The 19,031-nt window shown below is 73.8% G+C and carries 15 protein-coding genes; 9 read left to right on the top strand and 6 right to left on the bottom strand.

Annotation, left to right across the window (positions count from 1 at the left end; all coding sequences use genetic code 11):
* Positions 1-154: 154 nt before the first annotated feature.
* Together ABT232_RS36130 and ABT232_RS36125 are read right to left on the bottom strand one after the other, a co-directional pair.
* Entirely contained in the window at positions 155-805 is a 651-nt protein-coding gene (locus ABT232_RS36130; RefSeq protein WP_351848409.1) for a hypothetical protein, read from the bottom strand.
* A 137-nt stretch (positions 806-942) separates the two neighbouring features.
* A complete protein-coding gene (locus tag ABT232_RS36125; protein WP_351848408.1) occupies positions 943-2,220 on the bottom strand; it encodes an extracellular catalytic domain type 1 short-chain-length polyhydroxyalkanoate depolymerase in 1,278 nt (425 codons plus the stop codon).
* A gap of 406 nt (positions 2,221-2,626) precedes the next feature.
* Between ABT232_RS36125 and ABT232_RS36120 the strand changes: the two genes are divergently transcribed.
* Positions 2,627-3,430, top strand: a complete 804-nt coding sequence (locus ABT232_RS36120; RefSeq protein WP_351848406.1) for a pectate lyase — start codon at positions 2,627-2,629, stop codon at positions 3,428-3,430.
* 240 nt (positions 3,431-3,670) lie between these two features.
* Here ABT232_RS36120 and ABT232_RS36115 read toward each other — a convergent pair whose 3' ends face one another.
* Positions 3,671-4,420 (bottom strand): PaaX family transcriptional regulator C-terminal domain-containing protein, encoded by a 750-nt coding sequence (locus tag ABT232_RS36115; RefSeq protein ID WP_351848404.1) that lies wholly within the window; start codon positions 4,418-4,420, stop codon positions 3,671-3,673.
* 75 nt (positions 4,421-4,495) lie between these two features.
* Here ABT232_RS36115 and ABT232_RS36110 point away from each other — a divergent pair, with 75 nt between their 5' ends.
* The 5 genes from ABT232_RS36110 to ABT232_RS36090 all read left to right on the top strand — a co-directional run bounded on the left by ABT232_RS36110 (position 4,496) and on the right by ABT232_RS36090 (position 10,605).
* Entirely contained in the window at positions 4,496-6,205 is a 1,710-nt protein-coding gene (locus tag ABT232_RS36110) for an acyl-CoA dehydrogenase family protein (RefSeq protein ID WP_351848401.1), read from the top strand.
* Positions 6,206-6,561: 356 nt separating this feature from the next.
* Entirely contained in the window at positions 6,562-7,647 is a 1,086-nt protein-coding gene (locus ABT232_RS36105) for a WD40/YVTN/BNR-like repeat-containing protein (protein WP_351848398.1), read from the top strand.
* Positions 7,648-7,726: 79 nt separating this feature from the next.
* Positions 7,727-8,404, top strand: coding sequence for a uracil-DNA glycosylase (locus tag ABT232_RS36100; protein ID WP_351848396.1), 678 nt, complete (start codon positions 7,727-7,729; stop codon positions 8,402-8,404).
* 35 nt (positions 8,405-8,439) lie between these two features.
* On the top strand, positions 8,440-9,501 hold the full coding sequence (locus tag ABT232_RS36095; RefSeq protein ID WP_351848393.1) for an N-acetylglucosamine kinase: 1,062 nt from the start codon (positions 8,440-8,442) through the stop codon (positions 9,499-9,501).
* Positions 9,502-9,681: 180 nt separating this feature from the next.
* Positions 9,682-10,605 carry a sirohydrochlorin chelatase gene (locus tag ABT232_RS36090; RefSeq protein WP_351848390.1) on the top strand — a complete coding sequence of 308 codons (924 nt, stop codon included), beginning with the start codon at positions 9,682-9,684 and terminating at the stop codon, positions 10,603-10,605.
* A 166-nt stretch (positions 10,606-10,771) separates the two neighbouring features.
* Here the strand turns inward: ABT232_RS36090 and ABT232_RS36085 are convergent, their stop codons facing one another.
* Both ABT232_RS36085 and ABT232_RS36080 read right to left on the bottom strand, forming a co-directional pair.
* Positions 10,772-11,797 carry a lactonase family protein gene (locus ABT232_RS36085; protein ID WP_351848388.1) on the bottom strand — a complete coding sequence of 342 codons (1,026 nt, stop codon included), beginning with the start codon at positions 11,795-11,797 and terminating at the stop codon, positions 10,772-10,774.
* 231 nt (positions 11,798-12,028) lie between these two features.
* Complete coding sequence (locus ABT232_RS36080; protein WP_351848387.1) at positions 12,029-13,528, bottom strand: FUSC family protein; 1,500 nt, start codon at positions 13,526-13,528, stop codon at positions 12,029-12,031.
* Between the two features lie 255 nt (positions 13,529-13,783).
* On the opposite strand from ABT232_RS36080, the gene ABT232_RS36075 reads away from it, so the two are divergent.
* The 3 genes from ABT232_RS36075 to ABT232_RS36065 all read left to right on the top strand — a co-directional run bounded on the left by ABT232_RS36075 (position 13,784) and on the right by ABT232_RS36065 (position 18,097).
* Positions 13,784-14,260, top strand: a complete 477-nt coding sequence (locus ABT232_RS36075; protein ID WP_351848385.1) for an Lrp/AsnC family transcriptional regulator — start codon at positions 13,784-13,786, stop codon at positions 14,258-14,260.
* Between the two features lie 147 nt (positions 14,261-14,407).
* Complete coding sequence (locus ABT232_RS36070) at positions 14,408-15,103, top strand: HAD family hydrolase (RefSeq protein ID WP_351848382.1); 696 nt, start codon at positions 14,408-14,410, stop codon at positions 15,101-15,103.
* A gap of 162 nt (positions 15,104-15,265) precedes the next feature.
* Positions 15,266-18,097, top strand: a complete 2,832-nt coding sequence (locus ABT232_RS36065; RefSeq protein ID WP_351848381.1) for a beta-L-arabinofuranosidase domain-containing protein — start codon at positions 15,266-15,268, stop codon at positions 18,095-18,097.
* Between the two features lie 67 nt (positions 18,098-18,164).
* Here the strand turns inward: ABT232_RS36065 and ABT232_RS36060 are convergent, their stop codons facing one another.
* Complete coding sequence (locus ABT232_RS36060; RefSeq protein WP_351848378.1) at positions 18,165-18,980, bottom strand: LysR substrate-binding domain-containing protein; 816 nt, start codon at positions 18,978-18,980, stop codon at positions 18,165-18,167.
* Positions 18,981-19,031: the final 51 nt, after the last annotated feature.

Genomic DNA, 19,031 nt, shown 5'->3' with positions numbered 1-19,031 from the left:
CCGCGCACTCCGGCCCGCGCCGTCCCGGCCGCGGCTCCGGCGGCCATGCCCACCGCGGGTGCCGCCCCGCGCGCCACCAGCCGGGGCGCCGTCAGCAGCGCCCCGGACACGGCCGTCACCGGCCCTGTGAGCAGCCCCATCGCACCAACCACCCTCAGCTCATGCTCATACCGGTCCCGAGATCCGGACCCGCGCCCCTACTCGTCTCCGTGCTCATGCCCGAGCTCAGGTCCATGCCGCGCCGCCGGTCCGCCGTGCGCCGGTGGGCCGTCGCCGCCCTGATGGTGGTGGTCCCGGTGCCGTGCACTGCCTTGGGCTGCCCCATCCTGGACTGCCCCGCCCGGTGCTGCCCGGCCTTGGGCAGCCCGGTCGACGTACGGGTGCCGTTCGCCGGCTCGCCGGTCTCCGCGCGGGTCGCCCTGGACGCCGTACGACCGCCATGGCCCGCCGTGCGCGCGGCGGAACCCGGAGTCGCGCTCGCCGTGGCGCCGGCGCTCGGCGCGCGGCCCCTGCGGCTTCCGTGACCGGCCGTCTGCTGCTCGCGCTGACCGGGCTTCGGCTGGGTCAGCCAGGCCACGGCCGCTCCGGCGATCGCCACGGGCCATTCGACGACGCCCGCGACGCCGAGGACTCCGGCTCCTGTGTAGACCGCCAGCCGGCGTCCGCGCGGGGACACGGATCCGACCGCGTCCAGCGTGCCCTCGGCGGCCTTGCTCACCTTTTCCGCGCCGGGCATCCGACGCAATGCCGAACCGGTGATCCGCACCGGCTCCGTCACCACGGACGACGGCTTCAGCCGTGTCATGACGCTCCCCGCCTCTCGTGCCGATCGGCTTGTGCGTCGGCCCGAGTTCCCACATAAACACTCGTCACCCGTGCGGAGCGAGGGAAAGACGGATGGCCGGGGGCGCCCGCCCCCGGCCACCGCGCCGCGCCCCGCCGTCAGGCGGTCGCGCAGGCCGCGCCGTTGAGCGTGAAGGCGCCCGGCGCCCCGCTGTTGCCCGCGTGGGTCGCCTGGTAGCCGATGGTCACGGAGGCGTTCGGCGCGAGTGTGCCGTTGTACGCGGCGTTCGTCGCCGTCACCGCCCCGGAGGCCGGTGCGTAGGTCGCGCCCCAGCCGTTGGTGATGGTCTGGCCGCCGGGCAGGGTGAAGCCCAGCCGCCAGCCGTTGACCGCCGTCGTCCCGGTGTTGGTGAGGGTGACGGAGGCGGTCAGTCCGGTGTTCCAGGCGCTGGTCGCAACGGTCACCTTGCAGCCGGACGGCTGCGGCTGGGGTGCCGGGCCCGCGTCGTCCAGGCCGAAGAAGGTGAGCACCCGGGCGCCCATGGTGCCGTAGGCGTACAGGTTGTGGCCGACGCCCTGGAGGCTGATGGCCTCCACCGGGGCCTGGTCACCGGTGCCGCCGTAGCGGGTGCGGGTCCAGCCGGCGGCGGGGGTGTCAGTGGCCGCCGGGGTCTGGCTCACGCCACGGACGTTCGTCCACTGGTCGATCTCCTCGCCGAAGTTCGGATAGCGCAGCACATCGTCCTCGGTGCCGTGCCAGAGCTGCATCCGGGGGCGCGGGCCGGTGTAGCCGGGGTAGGCGGCGCGGACCAGGTCGCCCCACTGCTGCGGGGTGCGGGTGACCGTGCCGTTCGCGCAGGCGCTGTTCCACTCGGAGCCGTCGGTGGTGGCGAAGCAGCCGAAGGGCACTCCCGCGAAGGCGGCGCCGGCGGCGAACACGTCCGGGTAGACGCCGAGCAGGACGTTGGTCATCATCGCGCCGGAGGAGATGCCGGTGGCGAAGACCCGCTCGGCGTCGGCGTCGTACTGGGCGAGGACCCAGTCCACCATCGACTTGATGCCGACCGGGTCGCTGCCGCCGCCGCGGCGCAGTGCCTGCGGCGAGGAGACGTCGAAGCACTTGCTGGACCGGGTGACCGAGGGATAGACCACGATGAAGCCGTAGCGGTCGGCGAGCGAGGCGTACTCGGTGCCGCTGTGCATCGCCGGCCCGGATCCGGTGCAGTAGTGGACGGCCACCAGGACCGCCGGGTTCGGGGTGACGCTCTCGGGGACGTACAGGTACATCTGGAGGTTGCTGGGATTGCTGCCGAAGCCGGTGACCTCGGTCAGGGTCGCGTAGGGCACGTCGGCGGCGGCGTCGGTGCGGGCGGCGGCCGGGGGCGCGGCGAGCAGCAGCGCGGCGAGCAGTGGCACGAGCGCTCCGTAGAGCGTCATGAGTACCGTTCGCAGGGGTCTCCTCGCGGTGGTGCCGGCGGTGGCGGACACGTGAACGTCCCTTCCTGATCGCGGCTCGGGGGTGTCATCGCTGAGGGAGCACCGGCATGGTGGCATGAACACGGTCGCCATGGAAGCGCTCCCACACCGTCACACGGACGCCGCCGCCCCCACGTTCACGCCTCCGCCCCACGGCTCACGACTGACCGGATGTGTTCTGCGCGAAGCGTTGACCAGAAAGCGCTTGCCCTTTACGGTCCGTTCAGAAGTGTGACCGACAGGGCACCTTGAGGCCGCATGCGTGACATCAACCCCAACTTTCGTTCATGAGATCGAACGATGTCCCTGTATGTGAATCTCAGAGGAACCCCTGACGGCCCCCCACCACGACCAAAGGAAACGGGACATGGCAGCAGTGACACGACCACGCGCCCGGCGGCGCGCCCTGACCGGCGCGCTGGCCACTCTCGGCGTTGCGGTTGGCATGATCATGACTACCGGGGCGCCGTCGGCGAGCGCCGCCACCTGGCCGACCGCGAACGGCAGCCAGGCGGTCTCCTCCACCATCTCCCTGTCCGGCACCAAGGACTACGGGATGAAGCGCCTGTACGGCTCCGGCGACCTCGGCAGCGGTGGCCAGGACGAGGACCAGGGGCCGATCCTGAAGCTGGCCGCCGGCACCGTGCTGAAGAACGTCATCATCGGCGCGCCCGCGGCGGACGGCATCCACTGCGAGGGCAGCTGCACACTGCAGAACGTCTGGTGGGAGGACGTCGGCGAGGACGCCGCCACGTTCAAGGGCTCGTCGTCGTCGAACGTCTACACGATCTCCGGCGGCGGGGCCAAGGAAGCCAGCGACAAGGTGTTCCAGTTCAACGGCGCCGGGACGCTGAACATCTCCAACTTCGCGGTGAAGAACTTCGGCACCTTCGTCCGCTCGTGCGGCAACTGCTCCACGCAGTACAAGCGGACGATCAACCTCAACACGGTCGAGGTGACCTACAAGGGCAGCCGGCTCGTCGGCATCAACACCAACTACGGCGACAGCGCGACCCTGCGGGGCATCACCATCATCGGCGACACCGACAAGAAGATCGTCCCGTGCCAGAAGTACATCGGCAACGACGACGGTGACGAGCCGACCAGCAACGGTTCCGGCCCGGACGGCACCTACTGCAAGTACTCGTCGTCGGACATCACCTACAAGTAGCCCCACCCCGAACCCGGCCGTACGAAGCGCCCCCGCACGGTGCTTCGTACGGCCGTCGCGGTGCGGGCGCTGGGGCGCCGCGGTGCGGGCACAGGAGCGTCGGGCGCGGGGGCGTTGCTGTGCGGGCGCAGGGGCGTCGCGCCGCGGGTGCGGGGGCGTTGCGATCAGGCACGTGCGGGCGGGCATCGGGCGCACTCAGGCGCGTTCATGCCCAGGCCCGATCAGGCGGTTCAGGCGTGCTCAGGCGCGTGGATCACTCCCCACGCGCGCGTGCAGCTGCTCGGAGAGCTCCCGCCGGTAGTCCGCGTAGGCGGCCCGCAGCGCCGCACCGGGCCAGTCGGCCGGCAGCAGCGGATCAGGCAGCACGGGGTCGGCCAGCAGATGGCGCACCACGGCCGCGAAGGCGGTGAGCCGGTCCGCCGGATCGGTCACCTGGGCGACATGGCCGAGCAGGGCCCGCGCGGTGGTGGCCCAGGCCTCCAGCGGCCAGAGTCTCGCGGCGAGTCCGACGGCGGGCCGGGCGGGGTGGGCCGTGTAGCGCTCGGCCACCGCGTCGAGATCGTCCGGCAGCGGGCGGCACAGGTTGGCGGGGCGCAGCCAGACGCCCTCGCGCTGCTCCGCGAGCCGGAGACCGGACAGGCGGGCGCGCAGTTCGGCTCGCTCGGCGGGGCCCCGGCCGCTCGCGGTGACCACCACCATCTCCCAGTCGCCCTCCCACGCGCGCGTGTGTGGTCGTACGGCGTCGTCCTGGCGGCGTCGGCGGTCCAGCAGGCGGTCGCCGATGCGGTAGCCGGCCTCCGTGCGGCGCAGGTCCCCGGCGGCCGTCATCCGGCTGAGCGCGGCCCGCAGGGTGGAGCCGCCGACACCGAACGGCGCGACCGCGCGTGCGAGGTCCTTCGCGGCCAGCTCCGGGGGGTGCGCGCCCAGCAGCAGGCTCAGGACGACCGACCGCGCGGAGAGCGGGCGCAGGTCGAGGGCGTTCGTCGGCATGGGCTCGTACTGTACGGGGCCCGGAGGGGTGTTGCACTATTGCTGCGCCCGCAGCGACAGTGCAACACTCCCGGCATGGCCTCGACAGTCGCGCACCCCGAGCAGGACGCCCCCCACGCCGTCACGCAAGCCGCCGCCCAAGCCGTTTCACAGGCCGCCACCCACACCGTCACCAACCAGCCCCCGCCCCTGACCCCGTACGACGCCTCGGACGACCTCGCCCTCCTGGAGGGCCTGCGTCGGGAAGGCGCCGGGTGGGCCGAGGAGGACCTGCGGCGGCTCGGTAAGCGGGCCGGCGGTGAGGCGGCGCAGGAGTGGGGCGACCTGGCCAACCGGCACGAGCCGGTGCTGCGCACCCATGACCGCTACGGCCACCGGATCGACGAGGTCGACTTCCACCCCAGCTGGCATCGTCTGATGGAGGTGGCCGTCGCCGAAGGGCTGGCCGGGGCGCCGTGGGCCGACGAGCGGCCCGGCGCCCATGTCGCCCGCACCGCCGGCGGGCTGGTGTGGGGCCACGCCGAGGCCGGGCACGGCTGCCCGACCTCGATGACGTACGCGGCTGTCCCCGCGCTGCGCCGCGAGCCGGAGCTGGCCAAGGTCTACGAGCCCCTGCTGACCAGCCGGGAGTACGACCCCGGTCTGCGGATCCCGGCACATAAGCGGGGGCTGCTGGCCGGGATGGGGATGACCGAGAAGCAGGGCGGCTCCGACGTCCGGACGAACACCACCACCGCCACGCCCACCGCCGAACCCGGCGTCTACACGCTGCGCGGCCACAAGTGGTTCACCTCGGCGCCGATGTGCGACGTGTTCCTCGTGCTGGCGCAGGCGCCGGAAGGTCTGTCGTGCTTCCTCGTGCCGCGCGTGCTGCCGGACGGCACCCGCAACGCCTTCCGCGTCCAGCGGCTGAAGGACAAGCTGGGCAACCGGTCCAACGCCTCCTGCGAGCCCGAGTTCGACGGGACCGTCGCCTGGCTGGTCGGCCCCGAGGGACAAGGCGTCAAGACCATCATCGAGATGGTCAACTGCACGCGTCTGGACTGTGTGATGGCCTCCGCGACGCTGATGCGCAAGACCCTGGTGGAGGCGGGGCACCACGCGCGTCACCGGGGCGCGTTCGGCGCGCGGCTGCTCGACCAGCCGCTGATGCGCAACGTACTGGCCGACCTCGCACTGGAGTCGGAGGCCGCGACCACTCTCACGCTACGGCTCGCCGGTGCCGCCGACCGGGCCGTGCGCGGCGACGCCGGGGAGCGGGCGCTGCGCCGGATCGCGACCGCCGTCGGCAAGTACTGGGTCACCAAGCGGGGGCCGGCCTTCACCGCGGAGGCGCTGGAGTGCCTGGGCGGCAACGGGTACGTGGAGGAGTCCGGGATGCCGCGGCACTACCGCGAGGCCCCGCTGCTGTCGATCTGGGAGGGCTCCGGGAACGTCAACGCGCTCGACGTGCTGCGGGCCCTCGGCCGCGAGCCCGCCGTCGCCGAGGCCCTGTTCGCCGAACTCGCCCTGGCCCACGGGGCGGACGCGCGGCTGGACGCGGCGGTGACCCGCCTCAAGGACGGACTCACCCAGGCCTCCCCCTCCGGCGCCCGACGGCTCGTCGAACGGATGGCCCTCGCCCTCCAAGCTTCCCTGCTGGTCCGCTTCGCGCCAGCGGCGGTCGCCGACGCCTTCTGCGCGACGCGCCTGGCGGGTGACTGGGGGTACGCCTTCGGCACGCTTCCGGAGGCGGCGGACATCGACGGCATCCTGAACCGGGCGCTGCCGGGCGAGGAGGGCTGAGGAGGCGAGGTGACGGGTGGCGAGTGACGGGAGGGCGGTGGGGGTCCGCCGGGCGCTGGGGGCCAGGTCGTGGGAGTCGGGCGGCCTGCGGGGCGGTGGGCGTCGGACGGCCTGTCGAGTGGTGGGATGCAGGACGGTGGGGCGGTGGCGCGCCGGGCTGTGGCCCGGCGCGTGCTGCCGTCCCGGGTGGTGGGGGCGTGCCGGCGGTGGCTGGTCGCCGCATTCCCCCGATTCGGCGGACTCGCCCGCCCGCCGCCCCGCCTGACCTGCGGTGACGGCGTCTTCAGAGGTGACTGTCAGTGGTGGGGTGCAGACTGGCCGGTGTCTGAGACAAAGACGTCCCGGAGGTGACGGCAATGACCGAGGTACTGCTCGCCGTGGGCACCCGCAAAGGCCTGTTCATCGGGCGCCGGCGCGGTGGCGCATGGGAGTTCGACGAGAGTCCCTACTTCAACGCGCAAGCCGTGTACTCGGTCGCCATCGACACCCGCGGCAGCGCCCCGAGACTGCTGGCCGGCGGCGACAGCGCGCACTGGGGTCCGTCGGTGTTCCACTCCGACGACCTGGGCCGCACCTGGACCGAGCCGTCCCGGCCCGCCGTCAAGTTCCCCCAGGACACCGGCGCTTCACTCGAGCGCGTGTGGCAGCTGCATCCGGCGGCCGCCGAGCCGGACGTGGTCTACGCGGGCACCGAACCGGCCGCGCTGTACCGCTCGGAGGACCGCGGGGAGAGCTTCACGCTCGTCCGCCCGCTGTGGGAGCACCCCACCCGCTCGCGCTGGGTGCCGGGCGGCGGCGGTGAGGGCCTGCACACCGTGCTCACCGACCACCGCGACCCACGGGCGGTGACGGTGGCGGTGTCCACGGCCGGCGTGTTCCGCACCACGGACGGCGGCGCCAGCTGGGCCCCGTCCAACTCCGGTGTCTCCGCGGTGTTCCTGCCCGATCCCGACCCGGAGTTCGGCCAGTGCGTGCACAAGGTCGCGCGGGACGCGGTCGACCCGGACCGGCTCTATCTCCAGAACCACTGGGGGGTGTACCGCAGCGACGACGCGGGCGCGCACTGGACGGACATCGGCGAGGGCCTGCCGTCCACGTTCGGCTTCGCCGCCGCGACCCATCCCCGCCGCGGGGACACGGCGTACGTGTTCCCGATCGCCGCGGACTCCGACCGCGTGCCCGCCGAGCGGCGCTGCCGGGTGTTCCGCACGGCGGACGCCGGCAGGACCTGGGAGGCGCTGACGGCGGGTCTGCCGCAGGAGGACCACTACGGCACGGTGCTCCGCGACGCGATGTGCACCGACGACGCCGATCCCGCGGGCGTCTACTTCGGCAACCGCAACGGTGAGGTGTACGCCTCCGCCGACGACGGGGACAGCTGGCGGCAGTTGGCCTCGCATCTGCCGGACGTGCTGTGTGTGCGGGCCGCGGTGGTCGGATGAACGGGAAGCGGCCGTGCGGGCCGCCGGGCCTTGGCCACCGGTTGATCGCCGTGTGGCGTACGGCAGTAGGGTGACGCCCGTGGCACCACGACCGTTGCATGAAATCGTCGAACCGGGCTGGGCGCAGGCCCTCGAACCCGTAGCCGGGAAGATCGCCGAGATGGGCGACTTCCTGCGCGCGGAGATCGCCGCGGGGCGCACCTATCTCCCGGCCGGACAGAACGTCCTGCGGGCCTTCCAGCAGCCCTTCGACGAGGTGAGGGTCCTGATCGTCGGACAGGACCCCTACCCGACCCCGGGGCACGCGGTGGGTCTGTCGTTCTCCGTCGCCCCCGAGGTGCGGCCGCTGCCGGGCAGCCTGATCAACATCTACCGGGAGCTGCACACCGACCTGGGGCTCCCGCAGCCGTCCAACGGCGATCTCACACCGTGGACACAGCAGGGGGTGCTGCTGCTCAACAGGGCGCTCACCACGGCCCCGCGCAAGCCGGGGGCGCACCGGGGCAAGGGCTGGGAGGAGGTCACCGAGCAGGCGATACGCGCGCTCGCCGCGCGCGGCAAGCCGCTGGTGTCCATCCTGTGGGGCCGCGACGCCCGCAACCTGCGTCCGCTCCTCGGTGACCTGCCGTCGGTGGAGTCGGCGCACCCCTCCCCCATGTCGGCCGACCGCGGCTTCTTCGGCTCCCGCCCGTTCAGCCGCGCCAACGACCTGCTGATGCGCCAGGGCGGCCAGCCCGTGGACTGGCGCCTGCCGTGACGGCCGGGGCCGGGGGACGCGGGCGGCACGGCGCCGTGGCACCGGAGGACGGTGCGGGCGCGGGGCCGCCTCAGGCGCCGGGCCCGGCCGGGTTCCTCGCCGTCGACTCCGGCGGCTCGGGGCTGCGGGTCGTCGTCGGCACCACGGCCTCGGGGCCGCTCGGTCCGCCTCCTGGCCGGCCGCACGGTCAGCCGCTCGGGCAGCCGCTCGGCCGGCGGGCGTCCCGGGAACCGGTCCGTACCGGGGCGCGGGGGATCGACGCCGGTCATCTGATGGAGCAACTGGTGCCGATGGTGCGCGCGTTGACCGCCGAGACCGGTGTCGCCGCGCTGGGCACGGCCGCCGTCGGCGCGGCCGGCTTCGGCACGCTGGGCGACGCGCTGCGCGCCGAACTGCCGGACGCCCTGCGGCGGGAGTTCGGCGTCCGCCGGGTGGCCCTCGCGGCCGACGCCGTCACCGCGTACGTCGGCGCACTGGGTCCGCGCCCCGGCGCGGTGATCGCCGCGGGCACGGGTCTGATCGCGCTCGGCACGGATCTGACCGCGTGGCGACGCGCGGACGGCTGGGGTCATCTGCTCGGCGACTGCGGCGGCGGCGCCTGGATCGGCCGCGCCGGTCTGGAGGCGGCGCTGCGCGCGTTCGACGGGCGGGAGGGCGGCTCGCAGCCGCTGCTGGCCCGCGCGCGGGCCCAGTTCGGTCCGCTGCCGGGACTGCCCGGCGCGCTGTACCCGCGTACCGACCGTCCCGCCGTGCTCGCCTCCTTCGCGCCGCAGGTGGCCGCCTGCGCGGAGAGCGATCCCGTCGCCGAGGACATCCTCCGGGCGGCGGCCCGGCACATGGCCGACTCGGCGGCCGCGGTCTGCCCGCCGAGCGGCGAGCCCGAAGTGGGTCTCACCGGTGGTCTGTTCGAGATGGGCGAGCCGCTGCTCGCACCGCTGCGGGAGGAGCTGGCGAGACGCCTGCCGCACGCGCGCTGCGTGCCCGCCGAGGGCGACCCGCTGCACGGCGCGGTGCGTCTCGCCACCGCGCTGGCGACGGACACGCTCGGCCTCCCGACGGACGAGAAGTTGCTCTGCCTGACCGCCCAGGACAACTGATCCGGCCGTAGGAACCCGTAGGAATCCAGCCATTGCGAGCAGCCCCGTGCCGAGACGCCGGGGGAAAACCGCTGATCAGTTCTGATCTGTACGTTACTCATCAGACAAAACCGGACGGAAACCGCTCACCTGCACCCTCCCCGAACAGGGGAGCCCAGTAAGCCAGTAACATGCGGCGCCATGAGCTCCCCCACTGGGCCCGCGTCCGGCCTGCCAGTACGAATGCCGCGCCCCCGCCAGCCCGGGCGGCACCGCCGACCCGAGCCCCTGGCGGCTCCCGAGGGCGCGCCCGCGCTCGTCCTCGCGGTGCCGGGCACGCCCGGCGCGGCCACCCGCAGCATCGCCGAGGAGATCGTGAGCATCGCCCGCTCCGAGCTGCCCGGCCTCGACGCCCGCATCGGGTACGTCGACGGGGACGGCACCGAGTTCCCGACGCTGCAGGCCGTGCTGGCGCACGCCGCCGACGAGCGCACCGTCCGCTACGAGCAGGCGCTGGCCGCGGGTGTGGAGACCAAGGAGCCCGAGGGCCCCGTCGCCGTCGTGGTGCCCCTGCTGGCCGGTCCTGACGGGGCGCTGCTGCGCCAGGTCCGCCAGGCCGTGATGGACAGCCGCGTCGCGGCCGAGCTGACCGATGTGCTCGGCCCGCACCCGCTGCTCGCGGAGGCGCTGCACGTGCGCCTGTCGGAGGCCGGGCTGGCCCGCGCCGACCGCGCCCGCCTGTTCACCGTGGCGACCGCCGCGGACGGCATCGTGCTCGCCTCCGTCGGCGGCGAGGAGGCCGTGCAGGCCGCCGGGATCACCGGCATGCTGCTCGCCGCGCGGCTCGCCGTGCCGGTGATGGCGGCGGCGCTCGACCAGGAGGGCTCGATCGCCTCCGTGGCCGAGCAGCTGCGTTCCTCCGGCTCGCAGCAGCTGGCGCTGGCGCCGTACCTGATCGGCCCCGAGATCGACGCCGCGCTGCTGGAGGCGGCCGCCGCCGAGGCGGGCTGCGCCACGGCGGAGGCGCTGGGCGCGTACCCGGCGATCGGCAAGCTGGCCCTGGCCAAGTACACGACGGCCCTGGGCATCGCGCCGCAGCAGGCGCAGGGCGCTCCGGTGCGCTGACGCCCGTCCCGCCCGTACCACCGCACGGAAAGGGCCCGCTCCCCTCGGGAGCGGGCCCTTCGTACGCCGTGTGCGGCCGCGCCGCCGCGCCGCTGCGCCTACCGCCGGACCTCCGTGCCGCCGCGCCTCCGTGCCGCCGTGCCGCCGGACCTCCGTGCCGCCGTGCTCAGTCGAGGACGACGCAGGAGGCCGCCGCGACCGCCACCGCTCCGGCTCGCCGGGGCAGTCCCGTCTCCGGGTCCACGGCGAACCAGGTCACGTCGCCGGAGCGTTCGTTCGCGACGTAGAGGAAGCCGTGCGCGAAGGCCAGCGCGCGGGGCCAGTGGCCGCCACAGGGGACCGTGCCGGAAAGCCGCAGCGTCTCGCCCTCGACGGCGAACACCGACAGCACGTCCTCGCCGCGCGTGGCGGTCCACACGAAGCGGCCGTCGGGCGAGACCACGACGCCCGACGGGTAGGCGTCACCGGCGGGTGCGCCGGGCAGCACCGACGTCTCGGCGAGCGGCCGCAGCGTGCCGTCCTCGGCGTCCCAGCGGCAGACGGTGACGGTCGGGCTGAGTTCGTTGACGACGTAGGCGTACGGGCCGTCGGGATGGAAGGCCAGGTGGCGGGGGCCGGAGCCGGGCCGCAGGGCGGTCTCGCGGTGCGGCAGGAGGTTGCCCTCCTTGAGGACGCAGACCCGCACGGAGTCGGTGCCGAGGTCGACGCTGAGGATCCACCGTCCGCTCGGGTCGGCCTGCACGTGGTGGGCGTGCGGACCCTGCTGCCGGGGGGCGTACGGTCCCGATCCGGTGTGCTGGAGGGTCCCGGAGGCGGTGGCCGCGAGCGTGCCGTCGGGGCGCAGCGGCACCACGGTGACGCCGCCGGAGCCGTAGTCGGCGGTCAGCAGATGACCGGCGTGGACGCCCAGGTGGGTGGGTCCGCCGCCGACGCGCACCGGCGGCCCCAGACGCTCGGGCGTCGCGCCGTCCACCCGGTACGCGGCCACCGCGCCCTCGGCGGTCTCGCTGACGGCGTAGAGCGTGCGGCCGTCGGGGGCGAGTGCCAGATACGAGGGGTCGGGTACGCCGTCGTCGCTGCTCAGGAGTGTCAGCGCGCCGCTGCCGGGGTCGACGGCCGCCGCCACCACCCCGGGCCCGCCGGCCGCCGTGAACGACCCGATGAACGCCCGCCGCTGTCCGCCGTCTGCCACCGCTGTCCCCTCTCGGTCCTGGGCTTCCGCAGGCGACGGTAGCAGCGCATCACTGAAGGTCTAGACCAAAAGAGGGAATCCCCGTGCCCACGGCCCGGCTCCCGGCCCTCTCGAGCACGGCCTCGCAAGCACGGCCGTCTCAAGTACGGCCCTCTCAAGCACGGCCCTCCCAAGCACCGCCATCCCAGTCACCGCCCTCTCAGGCCCCGACGAGCGGGAGGCACCGCTCCCTCAGGCCCCGACGAGCGGCGAGCCCGACGGTGCCCGCAGCGGGGCCGCCAGCTCGGCCAGCGCGCGCTCCAGGCCGTGCAGATGGGCGAGCGCCGGCTCGGCGGCGGCCGGCTGCGGCGCCAGGCCGGTGACCTCGCGTTCGGCGGGGCCGCCCGTCAGCGCCTCCACCGCGTCCTGTACCCGCCAGCAGGCGGCGGCCAGCCGGGCGTCGTGGGAGGCCTCCGGGTCGGCGGCGACGGCGACCAGGCCCCGCACCTCACGGGCGCAGTCGTCGAGCAGGGCCAGCACCCGGCGGGCCCGCCGCTTGCGGCCGAGCATCGGGTTCAGCGGGTGCACCAGCGGTGCGACGGCGAGCCGGACCCGGGCCAGCAGCTGCTCCAGCTCGGCCACGCGCGGCGCCGGGTCGGCGGCCGGGTCGCCCGCCAGCCGCGCGGCGGCCTCGGCGGTGCAGGCGTGCACCGAGCGCAGGGCACGCTGGATCCAGGCGTCGGTGACCGTGTGGGTCGTGACCGGCAGTACGAAGAGCACCGCCAGGACGGCCCCGAGCGCGCCGACCCCGGTCTCCACCAGGCGCAGCGCGAGCAGCGCGGGAGAGAGCACGTCGAGGAAGCCGTAGAGGAGGCCGGCGAGCAGGGTGACGCAGAGCATCATCCAGGTGTAGGACACCGCGGCCGTGTAGAAGATGCCGAAGACGCACGCGGCGATCACCACGACCGACGGCACCACGGCGCCGTGCAGCGGGACCGCGACCAGCAGCGCGAGCCCGATGCCGAGGACGGTGCCGAGGACCCGCCGGAAGCCGCGGACCAGGGTCTCGCCGCGCGAGGTGGTGTTCACGAAGATCCACCAGGTGGCGCCGACCGCCCAGTACCAGCGCTGTCCGGAGACCAGCTGGCCCACCACCAGCGCGAAGCCCGCGCCGGCGGTCGCCTGGACGGCCTGCCGGGTGGTGATCCGCGCCAGACCGCCGCCGGCCGGCGGGGCGACGACGGGCGGCGGCGGCATCCGGCGCTCGTAGCACCAGAACCCGAACCGCACCACCGCCGCGGTGAGCACGGACAGGACGACGGCGGCGAACAGCTCGGGCAGCTGCCGCGGGGTCGCCTGGAGGAACTGCGCGATGAAGTACGTCATGAACGCGAACACGCCGAGGCTGTGTCCGCGCGGGCCCCAGCGGCGGGCGTAGACGCCCGCGCCGACCACGGCGAGGAAGGTGAGGTCGCGGATCACGGGCTGGTCGTGCAGTTCCGCCGCGGCGGCGAGCACCGGCAGACCGACGACGGGCAGCAGAGCGGTGGTGACCGCCTGGCCGCGCACGGTCGGGTCGGTGACGGTGAACAGGGCGAGCAGCGCGGCGAGGCCGCCGATGACGGCACCGAGGAGGGAGTGGCCGACAAGGCCGCAGACCACCACGGCGAGACCGATGCCGAGCACGGCGCGCGTCGCGAAGCGCAGCCGCGCACGTCCCGGGTCCGGAGCCACGAACACCCTCTTCAGCACTGCGTACCGCCCCCTCGAGCTGATCGGCATGAAAAAGGCGCCGCGGAATCCGCAGCGCCATCGACCTCCCCATGACAGCATCACTGCTGCCACTGGCTCAAGTCAGCTCCTCCGCACTGGTCCATTGGCCCATCATCGGTGCACCGAAGACGTCCACCACCGGGCCATCGGACCACGGCGGATGGCTCAGCCCGGCGATGCGTGGCTGGGCCATTGGTACAGTCACGGTGATCACCGAAGAAGGGGCCGCGAACCATGGCCGTGGACGAGCTGGACACCCGCATCCTGCGACTGCTGCTGGAGCAGCCGCGCACCAGCGTGCGCGAGTACGCCCGCATCCTCGGAGTCGCCCGCGGCACCCTCCAGGCCCGGCTCGACCGGCTGGAGCGCGACGGGGTGATCACCGGCACCGGCCCGGCGCTCTCCCCCGCCGCCCTCGGCCACCCGGTGCTCGCGTTCGTCCACATCGAGGTGACCCAGGGCCACCTGGACGACGTGGGCGACGCGCTGGCCGGGGTGCCGGAGATCGTGGAGGCCTTCTCGATCACCGGCGGCGGCGATCTGCTCACCCGGGTCGTGGCCCGCGACAACGCGCATCTGGAGGATGTGATCCAGAAGCTGATCAGCCTTCCGGGCGTGGTCCGCACCCGCACGGAGGTGGCCCTGCGCGAGCGCGTCCCGCACCGGCTGCTGCCGCTGGTGGAGTCGATCGGCCGCGCGACGAGGTCCTGAGTACGCGACACCGGCGACACCGGCGACACCCCCGGCACCCCCGGCACCCCCGGCACCCCCGGCACCCAAGGCCTCATCCCGCGGACCCACCGAGCAGCACTCCACCCGCGGCATTCGGCATCCCGGCGCCCTTGGCATCCTGGTGGCATGAACACTCTCGGCGGCATCTCGGTCGTCTTCGATCTCGACGGCACCCTCGTCGACAGCGAGCCGAACTACTACGAGGCGGGCCGGCAGACCCTCGCCGAGCACGGCGTGCCGGACTACACCTGGGCCGAGCACGAGCGGTACGTCGGCATCAGCACGCTGGACACCATCGCCGACTGGCAGCGCCGGTACGAGCTGACCGCCGGCACCGAGGAGCTGTTCGCCGCCAAGAACCGCCGCTACCTCGAACTCGCCCGCGCCGCCACCCCCGCCTACCCGGAGATGCGGAAGTTCGTCGAGCTGCTGGCCTCCGCGGACGTCCCGATGGCCGTGGCCTCCGGTTCGTCGCCCGAGGCCATCGACGCGATCCTCGCCGCGACCGGCCTCGACGCCTTCCTGCGCACGGTCGTCTCCGCCGACGAGGTCGCACACGGCAAGCCGGCCCCGGACGTGTTCCTGGAGGCCGCCCGCCGCCTGGCCACGGCACCCGCCGACTGCGTCGTCGTGGAGGACGCCGCGCCGGGCGCCGCCGCGGCGCACGCGGCCGGTATGCGCTGCATCGCCGTGCCGTACGTCGCCGGCCAGGCCGACGACAAGCGGTTCGCCACCGCCGACCTGCTGGTCCGGGGCGGCCAGGCCGAGTTCACGGCGCACGCCGCCCTCGACTGGCTCACCCGCTCGATCCGGACGTCCTGACCCACGGGGCCCGGCGGAATCCGTCGGGACCGTTGACGTGCCCCTGCCCCGCCTCTAGCGTCTGGTCGACCACTCGCACAACGTCCGATATTTCGAACGCGCGGGCGGCTTCGCGGGAACCACCCGAACCCGCTCGCGACCACTCGCAGAGGAGCAGCACCCATGGCACCGCCCCTCTCCCGTCGGAACGTCCTGCGGACCGCGATGCTCACCGCGGCCACCTCAGGCCTCGGCGCCGCCGCGACCACGGCGACCACCGCGACCGCCGCGGCCGGCGCCGCCCCGGCCGCCGCCCTCCCGGCCCCGCCCACCTGGACGGTCCACCCGTTCCCGCTCAAGGACGTGACGCTCGGCAACGGCGTCTTCGCCGCCAAGCGGCAGCTGATGCTCGACCATGCCCGCGGCTACGACGTGAACCGGCTGCTCCAGGTCTTCCGCGCCAACGCAGGTCTCCCCACCGGCGGCGCGATCGCACCCGGCGGCTGGGAGGGCCTGGACGGAGAGGCCAACGGCAATCTGCGCGGCCACTACACCGGCCACTTCCTCACCATGCTGTCCCAGGCCCACGCCGGCACCGGCGACCCGCTGTACGCGGAGCGGATCCGCACCATGGTCGGCGCCCTGGCCGAGGTCCGCGAAGCGCTGCGCCGGGACCCGGCGATCCTCGCCACCGAGGGCCGGTTCGGCGGGGCGGTGGAGAACGTACGCGGCTCGTACAGGTACGTCGACCTGCCCTCCGGCGTCCTCGCCGGCAGCCCGGCGATCACCTTCGCCGCCTGGGTGAGACCCGGCCACGACAGCACCTGGGCCCGCGTTCTGGACTTCGGCGACAACACGACCCGCTACCTGTACCTGGCCGCCCGCAACGCCTCCGGTGTCCCCCGCTTCGCCCTCACCACCGGCGGCCCCGGAGCCGAGCAGGGCCTCGACGGCATCGCGCCGCTGCCCCTGGACCGGTGGAGCCACCTCGCCGTGACGATCGCGGACGGCACCGGCACGCTGTACGTCGACGGCACCGCCGTCGCCCGCCACACCGCCATGACCCTGACCCCGGCGAGCCTCGGCACTCCCGCCCACGGCTGGCTGGGCCGCTCGCACTTCGACTCCGACCCGGTCTTCGCGGGCGCCTTCGGCGGCTTCGACGTCTGGTCGCGCGCCCTGACCGCCGCCGAGATCGCCGCCCTCCAGGACCGCCGCGCCGCGGACAGCCCGGCCGGCCGCGGTGATCTGGCGTCGTACGCCTTCGACGAGGCCGGCGGGGCCGCCTTCGCCGACGCCTCCGGCCGCGGGCTGACCGCCACCCTGCGCCGCACCTGGGGCGGACCGAGCCACCCGGGATTCCTGGCGGCCTACCCGGAGACGCAGTTCATCGAGCTGGAGTCGATGACCACCGGAAACTACACCCGCGTCTGGGCGCCGTACTACACCGCGCACAAGATTCTGCGCGGCCTGCTGGACGCGTATCTCGCCACCGACGACACGCGGGCCCTGGACCTCGCCTCCGGTCTCGGGGACTGGATGCACTCGCGGCTGTCCCGGCTGCCCGACGCCACCCTGCAACGGATGTGGGGGATCTTCTCCAGCGGCGAGTTCGGCGGCATCGTCGAGGCGATCGTCGACCTGCACGCCCTCACCGGCAAGGCCGAACACCTCGCGCTGGCCGGGCTGTTCGACCTCGACCGGCTCATCGACGCCTGCGCGGCGGACACCGACGTCCTCGACGGCCTGCACGCCAACCAGCACATCCCGATCTTCACCGGCTACGTCCGGCTGTACGACGCCACCGGCGAGCAGCGCTACCTCACCGCCGCGAAGAACTTCTGGAACATGGTCGTACCGCACCGCATGTACGGCATCGGCGGCACGAGCACCGGCGAGTTCTGGAAGGCCCGCGACGTCATCGCGGGCACGATCGGCGCGACCACCGCCGAGACCTGCTGCGCGTACAACCTGCTCAAACTCAGCCGGACCCTGTTCTTCCACGAGCAGGACCCCGCGTACATGGACTACTACGAACGGGCCCTCTACAACCAGGTCCTCGGCTCCAGGCAGGACCGGCCGGACGCGGAGAAACCGCTCGTCACCTACTTCATCGGGCTCACCCCGGGCCATGTCCGCGACTACACGCCCAAGCAGGGCACCACCTGCTGCGAGGGCACCGGCATGGAGAGCGCCACCAAGTACCAGGACTCCGTGTACTTCGCGCAGGCCGACGGCAGCGCCCTGTACGTCAACCTCTACAGCCCGTCCACCCTCACCTGGGCGGACCGCGGCGTCACCGTCACGCAGACCACGGACTACCCGCGCGAACAGGGCACCACCCTCACCGTGCGCGGCGCCACCACCGCGTTCGCGCTGAAGCTGCGGGTGCCGTCCTGGGCGACCGCCGGCTTCCGGGTCACCGTCAACGGCCGCCCCGTCGACGGCACCCCGCGACCCGGCAGCTACTTCACCGTGCGCCGCACCTGGCGCGGCGGCGACACGGTCCGGGTGAGCATCCCCTTCCGCCTGCGCGCCGAGAAGGCCCTGGACGACCCGTCCCTCCAGACCCTCTTCCACGGCCCCGTCAACCTGGTCGCCCGCGACCCGTCGACGGAGTACCTGTCGTTCGGGCTGTACCGCGGCGCCGCCCTCTCCGGCGATCTGCTGCCCGCCTTCACCCCGGTGGCCGGGAAGCCGCTCCACCTCACTCTCGACGGCACCGAGTTCGCGCCGTTCTTCGAGGGCACCGAGGACCCGCCCCACGCCTACATACGGCGCTCCGAACCCCGGGTCGTCCTCGGCGGCACCGACTCCGGCGTGGCCAACCCGGCCAGGCCGGACGGCACCACGCTGCTCGACGAGATCTGGGCGGGGGCGCCCTTCGCGGACAAGGGCGCCCTGGTGGCACGGGTGCGGGCGACCGTGGACGCCTGGGTCGCGGCAGGGCTGCTCAGCCGCGCCGACGGCGACACGGTCGTGGCCACGGCACGGCGGGCGACGTACGTCTCGTAGGACCCGAGCGGGCGCTACGCCGCGTCGCCGGACTCGCCGGCCCCGTCAACCATGCCGGGCTCGCCGGTCACGGCCGGCGGCGCGGCCTGCCCCGCCGGGCGCCCTGGGACGCGGCCTTCGCCGCGCCGCCCTTCGAGGAACCGCCCTTCGCCGAGCCGCCCTTCGTGCTGCCACCCTTCGTGGCGCCGCCGGACCGGCCGCGCGGGCTCTTGGCGGTCGCCCGGCTCTGCGCCGCCTTCTTGTCCTTCCCGCCCTTGTCATCCTGTGGGCGGGTGCGGCCACGGGTGCTGTTGACCGTGCGGCCGCGGACGATGCCGATGAAGTCCTCGACCAGGTCGGTGGTGGCCTCCTCCGGCCAGGACAGGGCGACGCTCGACTGCGGGGCGTCGACCAACGGCCGGAAGGTGAGGTCGCGGCGGTGGTGCAGCCGGGCCAGCGACTGGGGGACGACGAGGACGCCCACGCCCGCCGCCACCAGTTCGATCGCGTCCGCGGTGGTGGCGGGTCGCTCGACGGCGGGCTTGCCGGGCAGCCGCTCCCACTCGAAGACGTCGTCGAGGGGGTGGAAGACCACGTCGTCCGCCAGGTCGTCGGTGGACACCTCCTCCGCGGCGGTGACCAGATGGTCCTTCGGGACCACGACGACCGTCGTCTCGGTGTAGAGGGGGATCGCGCTCAGGACCGTACAGTCCACCGGCAGCCGCACCAGCCCGGCGTCGGCGTCGCCGCCCCGCAGGACATCGGAGGCCTCCGCGGCCGGGATCGGCACCAGGGTCAGCGGGACATCGGGCTGACGCTCGTTCCAGACGCGGACCCACTTGGCGGGCATCACCCCGGGTACGTACGCGAGCCGGAACGAGGGGGATTCTTCCGAGCCGGTCATCCCGCCAGGCTACCGGCTGTGGTCGGAGGTCTTCGCGGCGGCCGATAGTCT

The organism is Streptomyces sp. NPDC001532, from assembly GCF_040298625.1.
Taxonomy (GTDB): Bacteria; Actinomycetota; Actinomycetes; order Streptomycetales; family Streptomycetaceae; genus Streptomyces.
Note: the sequence above shows the minus strand (reverse complement) of the source record. Positions and strands in the feature narration are given on the sequence as shown.